The sequence below is a fragment of the Streptomyces sp. NPDC026377 genome (assembly GCF_055567715.1).
In genome coordinates this window covers 98,193-116,602 of sequence record NZ_JBVHPV010000015.1, presented here as the reverse complement: position 1 = coordinate 116,602, position 18,410 = coordinate 98,193, and the positions used below count along the sequence as shown (strand labels likewise).

At 72.5% G+C, this 18,410-nt stretch carries 11 protein-coding genes and 1 tRNA gene; 11 read left to right on the top strand and 1 reads right to left on the bottom strand.

Annotated elements, in window-relative coordinates:
- Positions 1-46: 46 nt before the first annotated feature.
- The 11 genes from ACZ4MU_RS27140 (at position 47) to ACZ4MU_RS27090 (ending at position 18,128) form a co-directional block, all read left to right on the top strand.
- Complete coding sequence (locus ACZ4MU_RS27140) at positions 47-2,440, top strand: sodium-translocating pyrophosphatase (RefSeq protein ID WP_467881555.1); 2,394 nt, start codon at positions 47-49, stop codon at positions 2,438-2,440.
- A gap of 189 nt (positions 2,441-2,629) precedes the next feature.
- Positions 2,630-3,382, top strand: a complete 753-nt coding sequence (locus ACZ4MU_RS27135; protein WP_467881554.1) for a small secreted protein — start codon at positions 2,630-2,632, stop codon at positions 3,380-3,382.
- Positions 3,383-3,493: 111 nt separating this feature from the next.
- A complete protein-coding gene (locus ACZ4MU_RS27130) occupies positions 3,494-5,020 on the top strand; it encodes a DUF7059 domain-containing protein (RefSeq protein WP_467881552.1) in 1,527 nt (508 codons plus the stop codon).
- A 319-nt stretch (positions 5,021-5,339) separates the two neighbouring features.
- Positions 5,340-5,555 (top strand): hypothetical protein, encoded by a 216-nt coding sequence (locus ACZ4MU_RS27125; protein WP_467881550.1) that lies wholly within the window; start codon positions 5,340-5,342, stop codon positions 5,553-5,555.
- 247 nt (positions 5,556-5,802) lie between these two features.
- On the top strand, positions 5,803-8,607 hold the full coding sequence (gene topA, locus ACZ4MU_RS27120; RefSeq protein WP_467881548.1) for a type I DNA topoisomerase: 2,805 nt from the start codon (positions 5,803-5,805) through the stop codon (positions 8,605-8,607).
- A 207-nt stretch (positions 8,608-8,814) separates the two neighbouring features.
- Positions 8,815-12,231, top strand: a complete 3,417-nt coding sequence (gene tmk / locus ACZ4MU_RS27115) for a dTMP kinase (RefSeq protein ID WP_467881546.1) — start codon at positions 8,815-8,817, stop codon at positions 12,229-12,231.
- 140 nt (positions 12,232-12,371) lie between these two features.
- The gene (locus tag ACZ4MU_RS27110; RefSeq protein ID WP_467881544.1) at positions 12,372-13,577 is read left to right on the top strand and encodes a DNA polymerase III subunit delta'; all 1,206 of its coding nucleotides are present in this window, start codon (positions 12,372-12,374) and stop codon (positions 13,575-13,577) included.
- A 205-nt stretch (positions 13,578-13,782) separates the two neighbouring features.
- Positions 13,783-15,327 carry an alpha/beta hydrolase gene (locus ACZ4MU_RS27105; protein ID WP_467881542.1) on the top strand — a complete coding sequence of 515 codons (1,545 nt, stop codon included), beginning with the start codon at positions 13,783-13,785 and terminating at the stop codon, positions 15,325-15,327.
- Positions 15,328-15,424: 97 nt separating this feature from the next.
- A tRNA-Thr gene (locus ACZ4MU_RS27100) sits at positions 15,425-15,498 on the top strand.
- Positions 15,499-15,758: 260 nt separating this feature from the next.
- Positions 15,759-16,712 (top strand): RNA polymerase sigma-70 factor, encoded by a 954-nt coding sequence (locus ACZ4MU_RS27095; RefSeq protein ID WP_467881541.1) that lies wholly within the window; start codon positions 15,759-15,761, stop codon positions 16,710-16,712.
- Positions 16,713-16,823: 111 nt separating this feature from the next.
- The gene (locus tag ACZ4MU_RS27090) at positions 16,824-18,128 is read left to right on the top strand and encodes an NAD(P)/FAD-dependent oxidoreductase (RefSeq protein ID WP_467881539.1); all 1,305 of its coding nucleotides are present in this window, start codon (positions 16,824-16,826) and stop codon (positions 18,126-18,128) included.
- A gap of 6 nt (positions 18,129-18,134) precedes the next feature.
- On the opposite strand, the gene ACZ4MU_RS27085 is transcribed toward ACZ4MU_RS27090, so the two are convergent.
- Positions 18,135-18,374, bottom strand: a complete 240-nt coding sequence (locus tag ACZ4MU_RS27085) for a hypothetical protein (protein ID WP_467881538.1) — start codon at positions 18,372-18,374, stop codon at positions 18,135-18,137.
- Between the last annotated feature and the right edge of the window lie 36 nt (positions 18,375-18,410).

Genomic DNA, 18,410 nt, shown 5'->3' with positions numbered 1-18,410 from the left:
CCTACAATCCGTCCACATCTTGGGCTCTGAACGTCAAGGAGGACGAATGGCGGGGCTCTTCAACCCACAAGAACTCGATCACCCCACTTCACTCGCGGCCGCGGTACTGACCGACGGCAACCGGTTGATCGTGATCGTCATCGCGGCCGTGGCCCTCGCGGCCCTGGTCGTGGCCCAGCTGCTGGTCCGCCAGGTACTGGCGGCCGGCGAGGGCACCGAGTCGATGAAGAAGATCGCGGCGGCCGTACAGGAAGGCGCGAATGCCTATCTGGCCCGGCAGCTGCGCACCCTCGGCGTCTTCGCCGTCGTGGTGTTCTTCCTGCTCTTCCTGCTGCCGGCCGACAACTGGTCGCAGCGAGCGGGCCGGTCTGCCTTCTTCCTGATCGGCGCGCTCTTCTCGGCGACGACCGGATACGTCGGTATGCGACTGGCCGTACGCGCGAATGTGCGCGTGGCGGCCGCCGCCCGCGAGGCGACCCCTGCGGAAGGCGAACCCGAAAAGGATCTCACGGCCGTTTCGCACAAAGCCATGAAGATCGCTTTCCGTACGGGCGGCGTGGTCGGCATGTTCACGGTGGGCCTCGGCCTGCTGGGTGCCTCCATCGTCGTCCTGGTCTACGCCGCGGACGCTCCCAAGGTCCTGGAGGGCTTCGGCCTCGGCGCCGCGCTGATCGCCATGTTCATGCGTGTCGGCGGCGGCATCTTCACCAAGGCCGCGGACGTCGGCGCCGACCTCGTCGGCAAGGTGGAACAGGGCATTCCGGAGGACGACCCGAGGAACGCCGCCACCATCGCCGACAACGTGGGCGACAACGTCGGCGACTGCGCCGGCATGGCCGCGGACCTCTTCGAGTCGTACGCCGTGACCCTGGTCGCCGCGCTGATCCTCGGCAAGGCGGCCTTCGGCGACTCCGGCCTCGCCTTCCCGTTGATCGTCCCGGCGATCGGCGTGGTCACCGCGATGATCGGCATCTTCGCGGTCGCCCCGCGGCGCGCCGACCGCAGCGGGATGTCCGCCATCAACCGCGGCTTCTTCATCTCCGCGGTGATCTCCCTCACCCTGGTGGCTGCGGCCGTCTACATCTATCTGCCGTCCACATACGCCGAGTTGGACGGGGTCACCGACGCCGCCATCAAGACGCACGGCGGCGACCCGCGGATCCTGGCGCTGGTCGCGGTGGCGATCGGCATCGTGCTCGCGGCCGTCATCCAGCAGCTGACCGGATACTTCACCGAGACCACCCGGCGCCCCGTCCGCGACATCGGCAAGTCCTCGCTCACGGGCCCCGCGACGGTCGTCCTGGCCGGTATCTCCATCGGCCTGGAGTCCGCCGTCTACACGGCCCTCCTGATCGGTCTGGGCGTCTACGGGGCCTTCCTGCTCGGCGGCACCTCGATCATGCTCGCCCTGTTCGCGGTGGCGCTGGCCGGTACCGGTCTGCTCACCACGGTCGGCGTGATCGTCGCCATGGACACCTTCGGCCCGGTCTCCGACAACGCGCAGGGCATCGCGGAGATGTCCGGCGACGTCCAGGGCGCCGGCGCCCAGGTCCTCACCGACCTGGACGCCGTGGGCAACACCACCAAGGCCATCACCAAGGGCATCGCCATCGCCACCGCGGTCCTCGCGGCGGCGGCGCTCTACGGCTCGTACCGCGACGCCATCGCCACCGCGGTCGACGACGTGGGCGCCAAGTCCGGCGAGATGACGCTGAGCATGGACATCTCCCAGCCCAACAACCTGGTGGGCCTGATGCTGGGCGCGGCCGTCGTCTTCCTGTTCTCGGGTCTCGCGATCAACGCGGTGTCCCGGTCGGCGGGCGCGGTGGTCTTCGAGGTGCGGCGGCAGTTCCGCGAGCACCCCGGGATCATGGACTACAGCGAGACGCCGGAGTACGGACGGGTCGTCGACATCTGTACGAAGGACGCGCTCCGGGAGCTGGCGACCCCCGGCCTGCTCGCGGTGCTGGCGCCCATCGCGGTCGGCTTCACCTTCGGCGTCGGCGCGCTCGGCTCCTACCTCGCGGGCGCGATCGGCACCGGCACGCTGATGGCCGTCTTCCTCGCCAACTCCGGTGGCGCGTGGGACAACGCCAAGAAGATGGTCGAGGACGGCAACTACGGAGGCAAGGGCAGTGAGGCCCACGCCGCCACCGTCATCGGCGACACCGTGGGCGACCCGTTCAAGGACACCGCGGGCCCGGCCATCAACCCGCTGCTGAAGGTGATGAACCTGGTCGCGCTGCTCATCGCGCCGGCGATCGTCAAGTTCAGCTACGGGGCTGACGCCAGCCCCGCCGTGCGCACGGTCGTGGCGGTGCTCGCCACCGCCGTCATCGTCGGCGCGGTGTACGTCTCCAAGCGCCGCGGAGTGGCGGTGGGGGACGAGGGAAATCACGAGATGACCGCCAAGTCGGCTGACCCGGCGGTCGTTTCCTAGCAAGAGCACGACAAGAGCGGGCGGGCGGTGCGGATTGACGCACCGTCCGCCCGTCGCTTTGACGTCGTGAGCCTTGTCTCCCTTGGTGCAAATGGCTGCAAAAGCGAGCAGATCAGACGTACGACACGCGGTTGTCGCCCACTTGGCGTGTATGTTCCGGGGCCGAGAGCCTTGGAAGGGACCGATCCGGTGAACAAGAAGCTTGCGGCCGCACTGTCCGGCGGCGCGGTACTGGTGCTCGCACTGTCGGGTTGCAGCAGCGACGACTCGGACAAGAAGGTGAACGACTGGGCCAAGACCTTCTGCGACCAGGCCCAGCCGCAGATCAAGAAGATCACTGACGCCAACGCCTCCATCGAGAAGCAGACGGCCGACGAGAGCAAGCCGGCCGACGTCCAGAAGACGGACTCGGCTGCCTTCCAGCAGATCTCCGACGCGTACAAGTCGCTGGCCGACAGCCTCAACAAGGCCGGGGAACCGCCCGTCGAGGACGGCGACAAGACCCAGCAGGAGGCGGCCAAGGAGCTGACCGCGTCCTCCGTCTCGTACGCCGACCTCAAGAAGAAGGTCGACGCGCTCGACACCGGCGACCAGGCGAAGTTCGCCGACGGCCTCAAGGGCGTGGCCGACCAGCTGAACACCATCAGCAAGAGCAGCGACGACGCCCTCAAGAGGCTGGAGTCCGGCGAGCTCGGCAAGGCGATGCAGAAGCAGCCCGGCTGCCAGAAGCAGACCGCCTCCGCGCCCTCCTCCGCCTCGCCCGCCGCCGGTGGCGCCGCCTCCGGGCAGGCGTCCCCCTCGGGCTCGGCGTCGTCGTCGGCGAAGCCCTCGGAGTCGGCGAAGCCCTCGGGGTCCGCCACGCCGTCGGAGTCGGCCAAGGCGTCAGAGTCGGCCAAGCCGTCCGAGTCGGCCAGGCCCTCGTCCTCGGCGAGCGCCGAGTAGCACGCGCGCGGCGGCGCCCCGACGCGTCGCGGACGCCCTCTCGCACGGCCCGGTCCCCAGGTGGGCGCCGGGCCGTGGGTGTTTGTCGGCGCGAGCCGCCACAATGGCGGGGTGAGTACGACCAGTGTTCCCACCGACCCGCCCGCCGGCCTGCCCGTGCCCGACCGCGCGGCCCGGCTCCGCGAAGCCCTGCTCGCCGCCGACTTCACCGCCGACGGCCTGCTCGACCTGCTCGGCGCCCCCGCCTACGCCGCGCTGGCCCGCAGCGAGACGGTGCCCGCCCTGCGCGCGACGCGCGGCGACACTCCGCTCGACACGCTCGTGCGGCTGTTCCTGCTCCAGCAGCCCGTCGCCCACGAGCGTGTCAGGGCGGCCCTGCCGGGCGACGAGGCCCTGGAGGACGGCTGGCTCACCCGGACGGGTGAGGAGGTGCGCGCCGCCGTTGACGTGCGGCCGTACGGCGGTCCCGAGGGGCAGGACTGGTTCATCGTCTCCGACCTCGGCTGCGCCGTCGGCGGTGCGGGAGGCGCGAGCGGCCGGGCGGACGCGGCGATGGTCCTCGGGGTCGGCGGCGCCTCCACCACGCTCGCCGGGCTCACCGTCCGCACGCCCGTCGCCTCCGCCCTCGACCTCGGCACCGGCTCCGGCATCCAGGCGCTGCACGCCGCACAGCACGCGACCCGCGTCACCGCCACCGACCTCAACCCGCGCGCGCTGGCCTTCACCCGGCTCACCCTCGCCCTGTCCGGCGTCCCCGGGGCGGAGCTGCGCGAGGGTTCGCTCTACGACCCGGTGGGCGACGAGACGTTCGACCTGATCGTGTCCAACCCGCCGTTCGTCATCTCGCCCGGCGCCCGGCTGACGTACCGGGACGGCGGCATGGGCGGCGACGACCTGTGCCACACGCTCGTCCAGCAGGCGGGAGCCCGGCTGAACGAGGGGGGTTACGCGCAGTTCCTCGCCAACTGGCAGCACGTGGACGGCGAGGAGTGGCAGGAGCGGCTGCGCTCGTGGGTGCCGCGCGGCTGCGACGCCTGGATCGTGCAGCGCGAGGTCCAGGACGTCACGCAGTACGCGGAGCTGTGGCTGCGCGACGCCGGGGACCACCGCACCGGCCCCGAGGCCTACGCCGAGCGGTACGAGGCGTGGCTCGACGAGTTCGAGGCGCGCGGGACCAGGGCGATCGGCTTCGGCTGGATCACGCTCCACAAGTCCGGCTCCGAGGAGCCCTCGATCACCGTCGAGGAGTGGCCGCACCCCGTCGAGCAGCCGCTCGGCGAGACCATCCGGGCCCACTTCGAGCGGCAGGAGTATCTGCGCACCCACGACGACGCGGCGCTGCTCGCCGACCGGTTCCGCCTCGCCGACGAGGTGGTGCAGGAGCAGGTCGGGCTACCGGGCGCCGAGGACCCGGAGCACGTGGTGCTGCGGCAGAACCGGGGCATGCGCCGGGCCACCACGGTGGACACGGTCGGCGCGGGCTTCGCGGGCGTCTGCGACGGCGAGCTGGACGCGGGCCGCATCCTGGACGCCATCGCCCAGCTGATCGGGGAGGACCCGGTCCTGCTGCGCGACCGCACCCCGGAGTCGATCCGGATGCTGGTCGGACAGGGCTTCCTGGAGCCGGTCGGGCAGTGACGCGCGCGCCTCTGGCCGCTCGTCGGGACGGCCCTGGGCGATGGGCCGCGTACGACAGCTGAGGGAGGGGCGCTCCCGCACGCGGCGGGGGCGGCCCGGTGGAAGGCGCCGGGTGCGGGCAGGGGGGCAAGGGGGTGAATTCGGCCAACCCCACCGGTCCCCGCCGTATCGCCCCGCCCCGCCCGCCGCATCCGTTCACCCCGGCCCCTGCCGTCCCTGCCGACCCCGCGCGCCCGTGCGTCGCGGCCCGGCCGGACGGGGTGCGGCCGTTCACCCGGAGTTCGCCGGGACTCCTTGCGCGGGTGCCAGGATCCGCGCCATGAACGGGATGGGTGGGGCGGAGGCCGGTCCGGCCGTGTTCGCGGGGACGGTCTTCGTACTGTTCGGGGGCGCGCTGCTGCTGTGGACGGGGGTCCGGGTGCGCCACCGGGTGCCCGTGGCGGACGGGGCGGGCCTCGTGGCCTCGGCGGCGCTGGCCGCCCTCGTCGGCGCGCTTTTCCTGGCGGCCGGGGTGTGGTCCTTCACACGCCTGTGAGTCCCGGGGGCCCCGGGCGCCGCGCCGGGCCGCCCGGATCCGTTTCCGGCCCTGCGCTGGGACGAAACGCTTTTCGGAACGCATCGGGACGGTCCAGGCGGCAGACTCGCCGTAAGTCGGGTTACCGTTCGAGTGGCCGCTGCGGGCTTTTGCTGTTTGACACGGGGGCGGGTTGTACCGTCACACTCCGCAGCGACCGTACAGCCAGTACGTGCCACCCGAGTGCCGACCGGAGAGAAGAGCGAAGTTGTCCCCGACCAGCGAGACCGCAAAGGGCGGCCGCCGACTCGTCATCGTCGAGTCTCCTGCCAAGGCGAAGACGATCAAGGGCTACCTGGGCCCCGGTTATGTCGTCGAGGCGAGCGTCGGGCACATCCGCGACCTGCCGAACGGCGCCGCCGAGGTGCCCGACAAGTACACCGGCGAGGTGCGCCGCCTGGGCGTGGACGTCGAGCACGACTTCCAGCCCATCTACGTCGTCAACGCCGACAAGAAGGCGCAGGTCAAGAAGCTCAAGGAGCTTCTTGCCGAGTCCGACGAACTCTTCCTCGCCACCGATGAGGACCGCGAGGGCGAAGCCATCGCGTGGCACCTCCAGGAAGTCCTGAAGCCGAAGGTCCCCGTCCACCGGATGGTCTTCCACGAGATCACCAAGGACGCCATCCGGGACGCCGTCGCCAACCCGCGCGAGCTCAACCAGCGCATGGTCGACGCCCAGGAGACACGCCGCATCCTCGACCGCCTCTACGGCTACGAGGTCTCGCCGGTGCTGTGGAAGAAGGTCATGCCGAGGCTCTCGGCGGGCCGCGTCCAGTCGGTGGCGACCCGGCTCGTGGTGGAGCGGGAACGCGAGCGCATCGCTTTTCGTTCTGCTGAGTACTGGGACCTGACCGGGACGTTCTCCACCGGCCGGGCGGGCGACGCCTCCGACCCGTCCTCGCTGGTGGCACGGCTCGCGGCGGTCGACGGCCGCCGTGTGGCGCAGGGCCGCGACTTCGGTCCCGACGGACAACTGAAGAGCGACGTCCTCCACCTCGACGAGGCCAACGCCCGGGCCCTTGCCGCCGCCCTCGCCGACTCCGCCTTCGCCGTGCGCTCGGTGGAGTCCAAGCCCTACCGCCGCTCGCCGTACGCCCCGTTCCGTACGACGACGCTCCAGCAGGAGGCCTCCCGCAAGCTCGGCTTCGGGGCCAAGGCCACCATGCAGGTCGCCCAGAAGCTGTACGAGAACGGCTTCATCACCTATATGCGTACGGACTCCACCACGCTCTCCGAGACCGCGGTGTCGGCGGCCCGTGCGCAGGTCACGCAGTTGTACGGCGCGGACTACCTCCCGGAGAAGCCGCGTACGTACGCCGGCAAGGTCAAGAACGCGCAGGAGGCGCACGAGGCGATCCGTCCCTCGGGCGACCGTTTCCGCACTCCGGCCGAGACGGGCCTGACCGGTGACCAGTTCCGGCTCTACGAGCTGATCTGGAAGCGGACCGTCGCGTCCCAGATGAAGGACGCGACCGGCAACTCCGTCACCGTGAAGATCGCGGGCCGGGCGAGCGACGGGCGGGACGCGGAGTTCACCGCGTCCGGCAAGACGATCACCTTCCACGGCTTCATGAAGGCCTACGTCGAGGGTGCCGACGACCCGAACGCGGAGCTGGACGACCGCGAGCGGCGTCTGCCGCAGGTCTCCGAGGGCGACGCGCTGTCGGCCGAGGAGATCACCGCGGACGGCCACGCGACCAAGCCCCCGGCCCGCTACACCGAGGCCTCGCTGGTCAAGGAGCTGGAAGAGCGCGAGATCGGCCGTCCTTCGACGTACGCGTCGATCATCGGCACGATCCTCGACCGCGGCTACGTCTTCAAGAAGGGCACGGCGCTCGTCCCGTCCTTCCTGAGCTTCGCCGTGGTCAACCTGCTGGAGAAGCACTTCGGCCGGCTCGTCGACTACGACTTCACCGCGCGCATGGAGGACGACCTCGACCGCATCGCGCGCGGCGAGGCCAAGTCCGTGCCGTGGCTCAAGCGCTTCTACTTCGGTGAGGGCGAGGCCGGAGCGGGCACCGCCTCCGACGCCGGGAACGGCGACGGGGACCACCTCGGCGGTTTGAAGGAGCTGGTCACCGACCTCGGCGCGATCGACGCGCGCGAGATCTCCTCCTTCCCCGTCGGCAGCGGGATCGTGCTGCGGGTCGGCCGCTACGGGCCGTACATCGAGCGCGGGGAGAAGGACGCCGAGGGCCACCAGCGCGCCGACGTGCCGGAGGACCTGGCACCCGACGAGCTGACCGTGGAGCTCGCGGAGGAGCTGCTCGCCAAGCCGAGCGGCGACTTCGAGCTGGGCACCGACCCGGTGAGCGGCAACCAGATCGTGGCGAAGGACGGCCGGTACGGGCCGTATGTCACCGAGATCCTTCCCGAGGGCACGCCGAAGACGGGGAAGAACGCGGTCAAGCCGCGTACGGCCTCGCTCTTCAAGTCGATGGCCCTGGACACGGTCACGCTCGAGGACGCGCTGAAGCTGATGTCGCTGCCGCGGGTGGTGGGCACCGACGCCGAGGGCGTCGAGATCACCGCGCAGAACGGGCGGTACGGGCCGTATCTGAAGAAGGGCACGGACTCGCGCTCCCTGGAGACCGAGGACCAGCTCTTCTCCATCACCCTGGAAGAGGCGCTGGCGATCTACGCGCAGCCCAAGGCGCGTGGGCGCGCGGCCGCGAAGCCGCCGCTCAAGGAGCTCGGCACCGACCCGGTCAGCGAGAAGCCCGTCGTCGTGAAGGACGGCCGCTTCGGCCCGTACGTCACGGACGGCGAGACCAACGCGACCCTGCGGACCGGGGACAGCGTGGAGGAGATCACGCCGGAGCGCGGGTACGAGCTGCTCGCCGAGAAGCGTGCCAAGGCACCCGCCAAGAAGACGGCGAAGAAGGCCGCCGCCAAGAAGGCGCCCGCCAAGAAGACCGCGGCGAAGAAGACGGCCGCCAAGAAGACCGCGGCCACGGCGAAGAAGGCTCCGGCCAAGAAGACGGCCGCGAAGAAGACGGCCGCGGCCGAGTAACCACCGACGGCCCCGGGGGGCCGGACGGACGCGGACGGCACGCGGAACGGACGCGGGACCAACGCGGATCGGACGCGGGTCGTACGTGGAACGGACGCCGAGGGCGCGGCCGGGGTGATGCCCCCGGCCGCGCCACCCGCGAGAGGAATCCGCCCGTATGTTCGGGCGGCCCCTCGGGGACCTGGGCGCTCCGGATAGGCTGGGCGGATGACGCGAGCCGAGCATCCCCAGAGCTCCGAAGGCGCAGGGACGACCCCCACGGTCGTGAGCCCCGTCTCCGACGCCCTTGCCGCCGACTCACGCGAGCGGGCCGTACGCGCCCTGTTGCGCATCCCTCCGTTGCGGCGGTTGTGGAGCGCGCAGTTCGTGGGCGCGACCGGTGACGCTCTGGCCGTCCTCGTCCTGCTGCTGCTCGCGCTCCAGGCGGCGGTCCTGGAGGAAGCCCTCGGCGGGGGCTACCGGGGCGCGGCCTTCGCCGTGGCCGCGGTGCTCGGGGCGCGCGCCTTCGCGACGTTCCTCTTCGGGGCCGTGCTGCTCGGGCCCGTCTCCGCGCTGACCGCGCCCGGCGGCCCCCTGGACCGGCGCTGGACGATGATCGGGGCGGACGGCGTACGCGCCGCGCTGCTGATCGTCGCGCCGCTGTGGATCGACTGGACCCCCGACAACGCGCTCTTCTTCCTGCTGGGCACCGCCTTCGTGGCGGGGGGCGCCGAACGGTTCTGGACGGTGTGCAAGGAGAGCGCGGCGCCCGCGCTGCTGCCCGCGCCGCCGCTGGAGGGCGCCGCCGTGCGCCCGCTGCCCGACCACCTGGACGCGCTGCGGCGCCTTTCACTGCGGACGACGTTCGCGTCCATGCCCGTGGCCGCGGCCGCCCTGCTGGTGGCCGTGCTGGTCGGCAAGGTGTTCGGCAAGGGCATCGACTGGTTCACGCTCCACCAGGCGGCCCTCGGCTCGTATCTGGCGGCCGGCCTCTTCGCCGCGTCCGTCTCCGTCCTGGCGATGCTCCAGCTTCCGGACTCCACGACTCCGCGCGCCCGCTCGCCGCTGGAGGGGCTGCGCAGGCCCTCGACCGGCACCGGCCCCGACAAGGGGCGTACGGGCGCGGTCCCGCTGCTCGTCCTGGCCTGCGGCGCGGTCGCGGGCGCGATCGCCGCGGCGGCGGCCGTCGCCGTACTGCACGCGGCCGACCTCGACGGCGGCCCGGCCTCGTTCGCCCTGCTGGTCCTCGCGCTGATCGGCGGCACGGGCGCCGGCGTCCGCGTCGCTCCCAAGGTGCTGCCGGTGCTGTCGCGGCGGCGCCTGCTGGCGCTCGCGATCGCTGCCACCGGTGTCGCGCTGCTCGCGATGGGCCTGGTCCCGGACACGGCGACCGTGCTGTTCATCGCGCTGGCCGCCGGGGTCGCGGCCGGTGTCGCCGCCAACAGCGGCCACACGCTGATCGACCAGGAGACCGAGGAGTACCGCCGGGCCCGCACCACCGACCACCTCCAGGCGGTCGTCCGGGTCGCGATCGGCCTCGGCGCGATCCTCGCCCCGCTGGTCGCCGCAGCCATCGGCCCGCACCGCCTCGCGGGCGACGGCTTCGTCTTCGCGCACGGCGGTGCCGGGTTCACGCTGATGCTGGTCGGCGCGCTGCTGCTGCCGGTCGCCGCGGTCGTCCTCGCCAAGACCGACGACCGCCAGGGCGTACCGCTGCGGCACGATCTGCGCGACGCGCTGCGCGGCGCCGACCCGGTGCAGGCCCCGGCCGCCACCGGCTTCTTCATCGCCCTGGAGGGCGGGGACGGCGCGGGCAAGTCCACCCAGGCGCAGGCGCTGGCCGAGTGGATAAGGGCCAAGGGTCACGAGGTCGTGGTGACCCGCGAGCCGGGCGCCACCCCGGTCGGCAAGCGGCTGCGCTCGATCCTGCTCGACGTCTCCAGCGCCGGTCTGTCCAACCGCGCGGAGGCCCTGCTGTACGCGGCGGACCGCGCCGAGCACGTCGACTCGCTGGTCCGCCCCGCCCTGGAGCGCGGCGCGATCGTCATCTCGGACCGCTACATCGACTCCTCGGTCGCCTACCAGGGCGCCGGGCGCGACCTGTCGCCGACCGAGGTCGCCCGGATCAACCGCTGGGCGACCGGCGGTCTCGTGCCGCACCTGACGGTGCTCCTCGACGTCGCGCCGGAGACCGCGCGCGAGCGGTTCACCGAGGCGCCGGACCGGCTGGAGTCGGAGCCGCCCGAGTTCCACGCGCGCGTACGTGCCGGGTTCCTCACCCTCGCGGCCGCCGACCCGTCGCGCTACCTGGTGGTGGACGCGGCCCAGGAGCCCGAGGCGGTCACCACCGTCGTACGCCATCGGCTCGATCAGATGCTGCCGCTCTCCGAGGCCGAGGTGAAGGCCCAGGAGGAGGCGCGCCGGGCGGCCGAGGAGGAAGCCAGGCGCAGGGCCGAGGAAGAGGCGGCGCGCAAGGCCGAGGAGGAGCGCCTGGAGCGCGAGCGCCAGGCGCAGCTCGCCAAGCTGCGCGCCGAGGAGGAGGAGCGCAAGCGGCGCGAGCTGGAGGAGGCGCGCCGCCGCGAGGAGGAGCGCCAGGCCGAGGAGGCGCGGCTGCGGGCCGAGGAGGCCAGGCGCCTCGCCGAGGAGGAGCGCGTCCGGCGCGAGGCCGAGGCCAGGGCCGCCGCGGCCGAGCAGGAGCGGTTGCGCAAGCAGGCCGAGGAGGAGGCCCGGCTGCGCGCCGAGGCCGAGGAGCGCCGCCTGGAGAAGCAGCGCAAGGCCGAGGAGGCGCTGCGGCGGGCGGAGGAGGCCCGGCGGCTCGCCGAGGCGGCGACCGCGGCGGCCGCTGCGGCGGCGACGGCTTCGTCCGCCACGGCTGCCACATCTGCCACATCTGCCACGGGGTCGAACGCTGCGGGTGCGGGCACGCGTGCCGGTGCGGCGAAGCGCGGGGACGAGACTCCGGCCACGCGCGCGAAGCGGAAGCCCGCAGCCGCTTCGGCGCCGGAGTCGGCCGCCGAGGTGACGGTCCCGACGCCCGTCGTGGATCCCGCGGCGGGCCGCGGGACCGGCCCCGCGACGAGCCCTGGAGCGGGCGTCGAGGGGAACCACGGGGTGAGCCCCAACGAGGTCACCCAGCAAGTCCGGGTCCCGGGCGCGCACACTCCCGCCCCGGACGCCGAGACCACGGTTCTGCCGCAGTTCCCGGCCGAGGCCGAGGAGACGACGGTCCTGCCGCCCGTGCGGGACGCCGAGGAGACGACGGTGCTGCCGCCCGTGCGGGACGCGGACGAGACGGCCGTGCTGCCGTCCGTAAGGGAAGGGGCCGGGGACGGTGACGGTGACCGGTTCCCGCCGGGGATCTTCCGCGACGAGCGGGAGCGGCCCGGGCGGGACCAGTCCGGACCGGAGCAGTCCGAGCGGCCGAACGAGCGGACGCGGGAGCTGCCGCAGGTCGACCCGGAACGGCTGGGCGCGGATTCCGGCGCGGAGGCCGGGCCCGAGGCACGGCCGAAGGGGGGCAGGCGGCCCAAGCGGCGGTCGGACTGGGCCGAGGAGACCCCGCTGGACGATCTGCCCACGCTCGCCGACGAGCTGCTCGGACCGCACCCGGACGACGATGACGACCGCCGGGGCCGCCGCCGCTGACCTGCGTCGCTGACTTGCACCGCTGATTGCGTCGTTGACCTGTGGGAAGGCCGCCCCGGACGGGATTGTCCGACCCCTGGCCCACAATGGGGTCGTAGCGGGGACGTACGGGGCGGAACAGAGCGCGGAGGCGGTGACCCATGACGGTGTGGGACGACCTGGTCGGCCAGGACCGGGTGCAGGAGCAGCTGGCCGCGGCCGCGCGTGACGCCGACGCGCTGGTGACCGCGGTCTCGGCCGGTGAGCCCGTGCCGGACGGGTCGAAGATGACGCACGCGTGGCTGTTCACCGGTCCGCCGGGATCGGGCCGCTCCACGGCCGCGCGCGCGTTCGCCGCCGCGCTCCAGTGCGTCAGCCCCGACCGCCAGCTGGGCGGTCAGCCCGGCTGCGGGTTCTGCGACGGCTGCCACACCGCGCTGATCGGCACGCACGCGGACGTGCAGATCATCCGCACCGACCTGCTCTCCATCGGCGTCAAGGAGACCCGCGACCTGGTCCGGCGCGCCCAGCTCTCGCCCGCCGTCGGCCGCTGGCAGGTGATCGTCATGGAGGACGCCGACCGGCTGACCGAGGGCGCGGGCAATGTGCTCCTGAAGGCCGTGGAGGAGCCCGCGCCGCGCACGGTGTGGATGCTGTGCGCACCCTCGCTGGAGGACGTGCTGCCCACGATCCGCTCGCGCTGCCGCCATCTGACGCTGCGGACGCCGCCGGTGGAGGCCGTCGCCGATGTGCTGATCCGCCGTGACGGCATCCCGCCGGAGACCGCCCTCGCCGCCGCCCGCGCCACCCAGGGCCACATCGGCCGGGCCCGCCGGCTGGCCACCGACGAGCGCGCGCGGGCCCGCCGGGCCGCCGTGCTGAAGGTGCCGCTGCGGGTCGAGGACGTGGGCGGCTGCCTCAAGGCCGCCCAGGAGCTGGTCGACACCGCCGCCGAGGACGCCAAGCAGCTCGCGGACGAGGTGGACGTGAAGGAGACCGAGGACCTGAAGGCGGCGCTCGGCGGCCAGGCCGGGGGCCGTATGCCGCGTGGCACCGCCGGGGCGATGAAGGAGCTGGAGGACCGCCAGAAGCGCCGCAAGACGCGTACGCAGCGCGACAGCCTGGACCTCGCGCTCACCGAGCTCACCGGCTTCTACCGCGACGTCCTGGCGCTCCAGCTCGGCTCCCGCATCGCCCTGGCGAACGAGGAGGTGCGCGACGGGGTGGACCGCATCGCGCGCGGCTCCACGCCCGAGCGCACCCTGCGGCGGATAGAGGCCGTCCTCGCCTGCCGCGAGGCGCTCGACCGCAATGTGGCGCCCCTGCTCGCGGTGGAGGCGATGACGCTGGCGCTGCGCGCGGGCTGAAGCGCCCGGGCGCACGCTGCCGCCGGTGCCCGCCGGTGCCCGCCGGTGCCCGCCGGTGCCCGCCGGTGCCGCGCGGAACGAGCGCGGGCCGTGCCGGTCGCGCCGGTGCGACACGCCGTCGCGCCGGTTGACCGGCTCACTCGTACGAGCCGTCGTGCGGCGGCCGACGGGGCACATGCCGTCACTCGCCGGTTACGCTCCGGGCATGGACTCCAGGCGTCTGCTCCGTTCCTCCGCCCTCGCCGTCGCGACCGCGGGGCTCCTCGTCTCGGGATGCTCGTCCGGCGGCTCGTCCACCACCGCGACGGCCTCCACCACCTCGGCGTCGGGCGCCCAGACGTCGGCCGCGCTGCGCGCGTACTACCGGCAGAAGCTCACCTGGCGGGCGTGCGGCGTACCGGGCTTCGAGTGCTCCACCATGAAGGCGCCGCTCGACTACGGCCAGCCGACGGGCCCCGCCGTCAAACTCGCGGTCGCCCGCAAGAAGGCCACGGGCCCGGGCAAGCGGATCGGCTCGCTCCTGGTCAACCCGGGCGGCCCCGGCGGCTCGGCCGTGGGCTACCTCCAGCAGTACGCGGGCCTCCGCTACCCCGACCCGGTCCGGGCGCGGTACGACATGGTGGCCGTCGACCCGCGCGGCGTGGCCCGCAGCGAGCCCGTCGAGTGCCTGACGAACCATGAGATGGACGCGTACACCCAGGTCGACCAGACCCCGGACGACGCCGCCGAGAAGACCGCGCTGGCGACCTCGTTCAAGAACTTCGCGCAGGGCTGCGAGAAGCGCTCGGGCAAGATCCTGCCGCATGTCTCCACCGTCGAGGCGGCCCGAGACATGGACCTCCTGCGGCAGCTCCTGGGCGACGAGAAGCTGCACTACGTGGGCGCCTCCTACGGCACCTTCCTGGGCGCGACCTACGCCGAGCTCTTCCCGGACCGCACCGGCCGCCTGGTCCTCGACGGGGCGATCGATCCGTCCCTGCCGGCCCTGGAGATGAACCGCGACCAGACGGCGGGCTTCGAGACGGCGTTCCAGTCGTTCGCGGCGGACTGCGTCCCGCGCAAGGACTGCCCGCTGGGCACGGCCTCGGTGGCGGACGCCTCGGCGCGCCTGAAGAAGTTCTTCGCCGAGCTCGACGCCAAGCCCATCGGGACCGGCGAGTCCCGCAAGCTCGGCGAGTCGCTCGCCACGACCGGCGTGATCGCCGCGATGTACGACGAGACGACCTGGTCCGAGCTGCGCACCAGCCTCACGCGCGCGATGAACGGCGACGGCGGGGGCCTGCTGACCCTGGCCGACTCGTACTACGAGCGGGACGCGGAGGGGAAGTACGCGAACCTCATGTACGCCAACGCGGCCGTGAACTGCCTCGACCTGCCCCCCGCCTTCTCCGGCCCCGACGCGGTGGCCGCGGCGCTCCCGTCCTTCGAGAAGGCGTCCCCGGTCTTCGGCGAGGGCTTCGCCTGGGCGATCCTGAACTGCGCGTACTGGCCGGTCAAGGCCACCGGCACCCCGCACCGCATCGAGGCGAAGGGGGCGGCCCCGATCGTGGTGGTCGGCACCACCCGCGACCCGGCCACCCCCTACAGATGGGCGCGGTCCCTCGCCTCCCAGCTGTCCTCCGGCAGACTCCTCACCTACGAGGGCGACGGCCACACGGCGTACGGCCGTGGCAGCGACTGCATCGACACCGCGATCAACACCTACCTCCTGGAGGGCACGCCCCCGCCCGCCGACAAGAAGTGCACCTGAGCTGCGCCGACCCCCTCGAACAGGGGTGGTCAGGAGCACCCCGCGGAACTGTGTAGACTTGGCCGCGTTGCTGATCGCACCACGGTGCGCACGGCGCGCCGCCTTAGCTCAGTTGGCCAGAGCAACGCACTCGTAATGCGTAGGTCTCGGGTTCGAATCCCGAAGGCGGCTCGGAATCACCCCAGGACTCACTCGCCGTGACCTGGGGTTTTTTCATGTCCGGAGCATGGTCCACGCCCAGTGCGCTTGATGGGCGCGGTGTGCGCACTGCGACGCTCCGGCCAGGCCCGGCGGGGTGATCGCCGCCTGGGCGCCGGTCGGCGGTGTCCCGCCATCTCGTCGACGGGCGCCACGCCAGAAGCCCCGCAGTGGCGTATCTGCCCGGCTCAAGTTCCTGGCGCCCGTGCGTGTGGTTGGGCGATCATGGGCGGATGTCGTCCACGCCGCTCAGTACGCACGAGGCTGCTCAGTTCGAGAGGTTCCGGGGCCGGTTGGAGGCCATCGCCTATCGGCTCCTCGGGTCGGCCGGTGACGCCGAGGACGCGGTGCAGGACACGTTCCTGCGCTGGCACGCGGCCGACCGGGCGCGGATCGAGGTGCCCGAGGCGTGGCTGACCAAGGTGCTCACCAACCTCTGCCTCAACCAGCTCACTTCGGCGCGGGCCAGGCGCGAGACCTATGTGGGGGAGTGGCTTCCGGAACCGGTCCTGGCCGGTGACCGGATGCTCGGCCCGGCCGACACCGCCGAGCAGCGCGAGTCGGTCTCCCTCGCGGTGCTGACCCTCATGGAGCGGCTGTCGCCCAACGAGCGCGTCGTGTACGTCCTGCGGGAGGCCTTCGCGTACTCGCACCGGGAGATCGCGGAGATTCTTGATCTCACCGAGGCCAACTGCCAGCAGATCTACCGGCGGGCCAAGCAGCACGTCAGCGCGGACCGGTCCCGGGTCAAGGTCGACGCGGCCGCCGCGCGGAAGATCGTCGAGGAGTTCCTGGAGGCTGCCCTCAGCGGTGACACCGAGCCGCTGATCCGGTTGCTCGTCGATGACGCGGTCAGCGTCGCCGACGGTGGCGGCCGGGTCAGCGCCCGCCGCAGCCCGGTCGTCGGGGCGCTCGGCGTCGCGCGGTATCTGCGGGGGCTCTTCCGGCCGACCGCGGCCAAGCGGGCGCAGGTCGGTGGCGCCGTCGCCCTCCATTCCGCCGTCGTCAACGGCGGTCCTGCCGTGCTCATCGAGGTCGGCGGGAAGATCGCCGGTGTGATGTGCCTCGACACCGCCACCGGCCGTATCGAGGCACTCCACATCCAGGTCAACCCCGAGAAGCTGGAGCGCATCACGCGTCAGTGGGTGGCCGAGGGCGCCCATGTGCCGGTCGTGAAGGTGTGGTGACGCAGGTCACAGCTGTCATCTGTCAGGGATCGTCGGGCTGTCCGGTTCAGGAGGTGCACGCAGCCAGAGGGGCCGGGCCGACAGGCCGGCCGGGCCGGACAGGAGCCAGTCATGAAGCACCGCATTGTCGTCCTCGGGGCCGGGTACGCCGGAGTCGTCACCGCCGGTCGTCTTGCCAAGCGACTCCACCGTGACGACGTAGAGATCACCCTGGTCAACGGCGACCCGGACTTCGTCGAGCGGGTGCGGATGCACCAGCTGGCGAGCGGCCAGGACCTGCCGAGCCGCCCGCTGCGAGAGCTCTTCGCGGGCACGGGGGTACGGGTCCGCACGGCGTTCGTCACCTCCGTCGACGCCGACCGCAAGACCGTCCACCTCGAAGGGGAGGGCGGCAGGGGCACCGTCGCCCCCCACGGCACTCTGACCCACGGCACCCTCACCCACGAGGCGCGCGGCCATGACACCCTCGCCTATGACACCCTCGTCTACGCCCTCGGCAGCACCGTCGCCGACCACGGCGTCCCCGGTGTCACCGAGTACGCCCACCACCTCGCCGGGAAGCAGGCCGCGCTGCGGCTGCGCACGCGGCTGGGCGAGTTGGCGCCCGGCGCGAACGTACTGGTCGTCGGCGGCGGCCTGACCAGCATCGAAGCGGCCACCGAGATCGCCGAGGCGCACCCGGAGCTCAAGGTGTCCCTCGCCGCGCGCGGTGGCGTCGGCGACTGGCTCAGCGACAAGGCCCAACGCCATCTGCGCACCGCGCTGGACCGGTTCGGCATCACGGTCCACGAGCGGACCGACATCACCCGCGTCGAGGCGGACCGTGCGGTCACCGGCGCGGGCGGCGAGATCGCGGCGCAGGTGACGGTGTGGACCGCCGGTTTCACCGTCCACCCGATAGCGGCGGCCAGCACCCTGGAGGTGTCGGAGACCGGGCGGATCGTCGTCGACTCCACCCTGCGCTCGGTCTCGCACCCCGATGTGTACGCCGTCGGTGACGCCGCTCACGCGATCGGCGCGGGCGGCCGGCCGCTGCGGATGGCCTGCGCCACGGCGAACCCGATGGCGTGGCTGGCCGCCGACGCCCTTGCCGCGCGGCTGACGGGACGCAAGGTGCCCGACGCTCCGGTCGGCTATGTCGCCCAGTGCATCAGCCTCGGCCGCCGCGACGCGATCTTCCAGCGTGTGACCCACGAGGACCGGATGACGTCCTTTGTCGTCACGGGCCGGGCCGGCGCCCTCATCAAGGAGTTCATCGTCGCGGGCACGGTCTGGGGCCTCTCGCACCCGACCAACATGTTCCCGAGCCTCCGCCACCGCGTGGTGGCGAGCCCCGAGCCCGCGAACGCCCAGCCCGCGAGCCCCGAGCCCGCGGGCACCGGCGCGGCCGAGGTTCCCTTGGCCGCGACTCGGTGATCCGGGTCAGTAGTAGTCCTCGTGCTTGCGGTCCCGTCCCGTCGGGGTCAGTTCATGGCGTTCGAACTGCACCGTGTAGTCGTAGTCGTCCACCATGACCGCGTAGGCGGGCGGGACCTCGGGGTCCTTCGGCTCGGTGATGCCGAGGATCGCGCCGAGGCGGCCCGCCAGTTCCGGGCGGCGCGGGGAGTCGGTGATGCGCACTTCGGCGTAGAAGTGGAACGCGTCTTCTGCGGTCTGCTCCATGGCGGTCTTTCCGTTTCCTGCTGTCTGGGCGCCCGT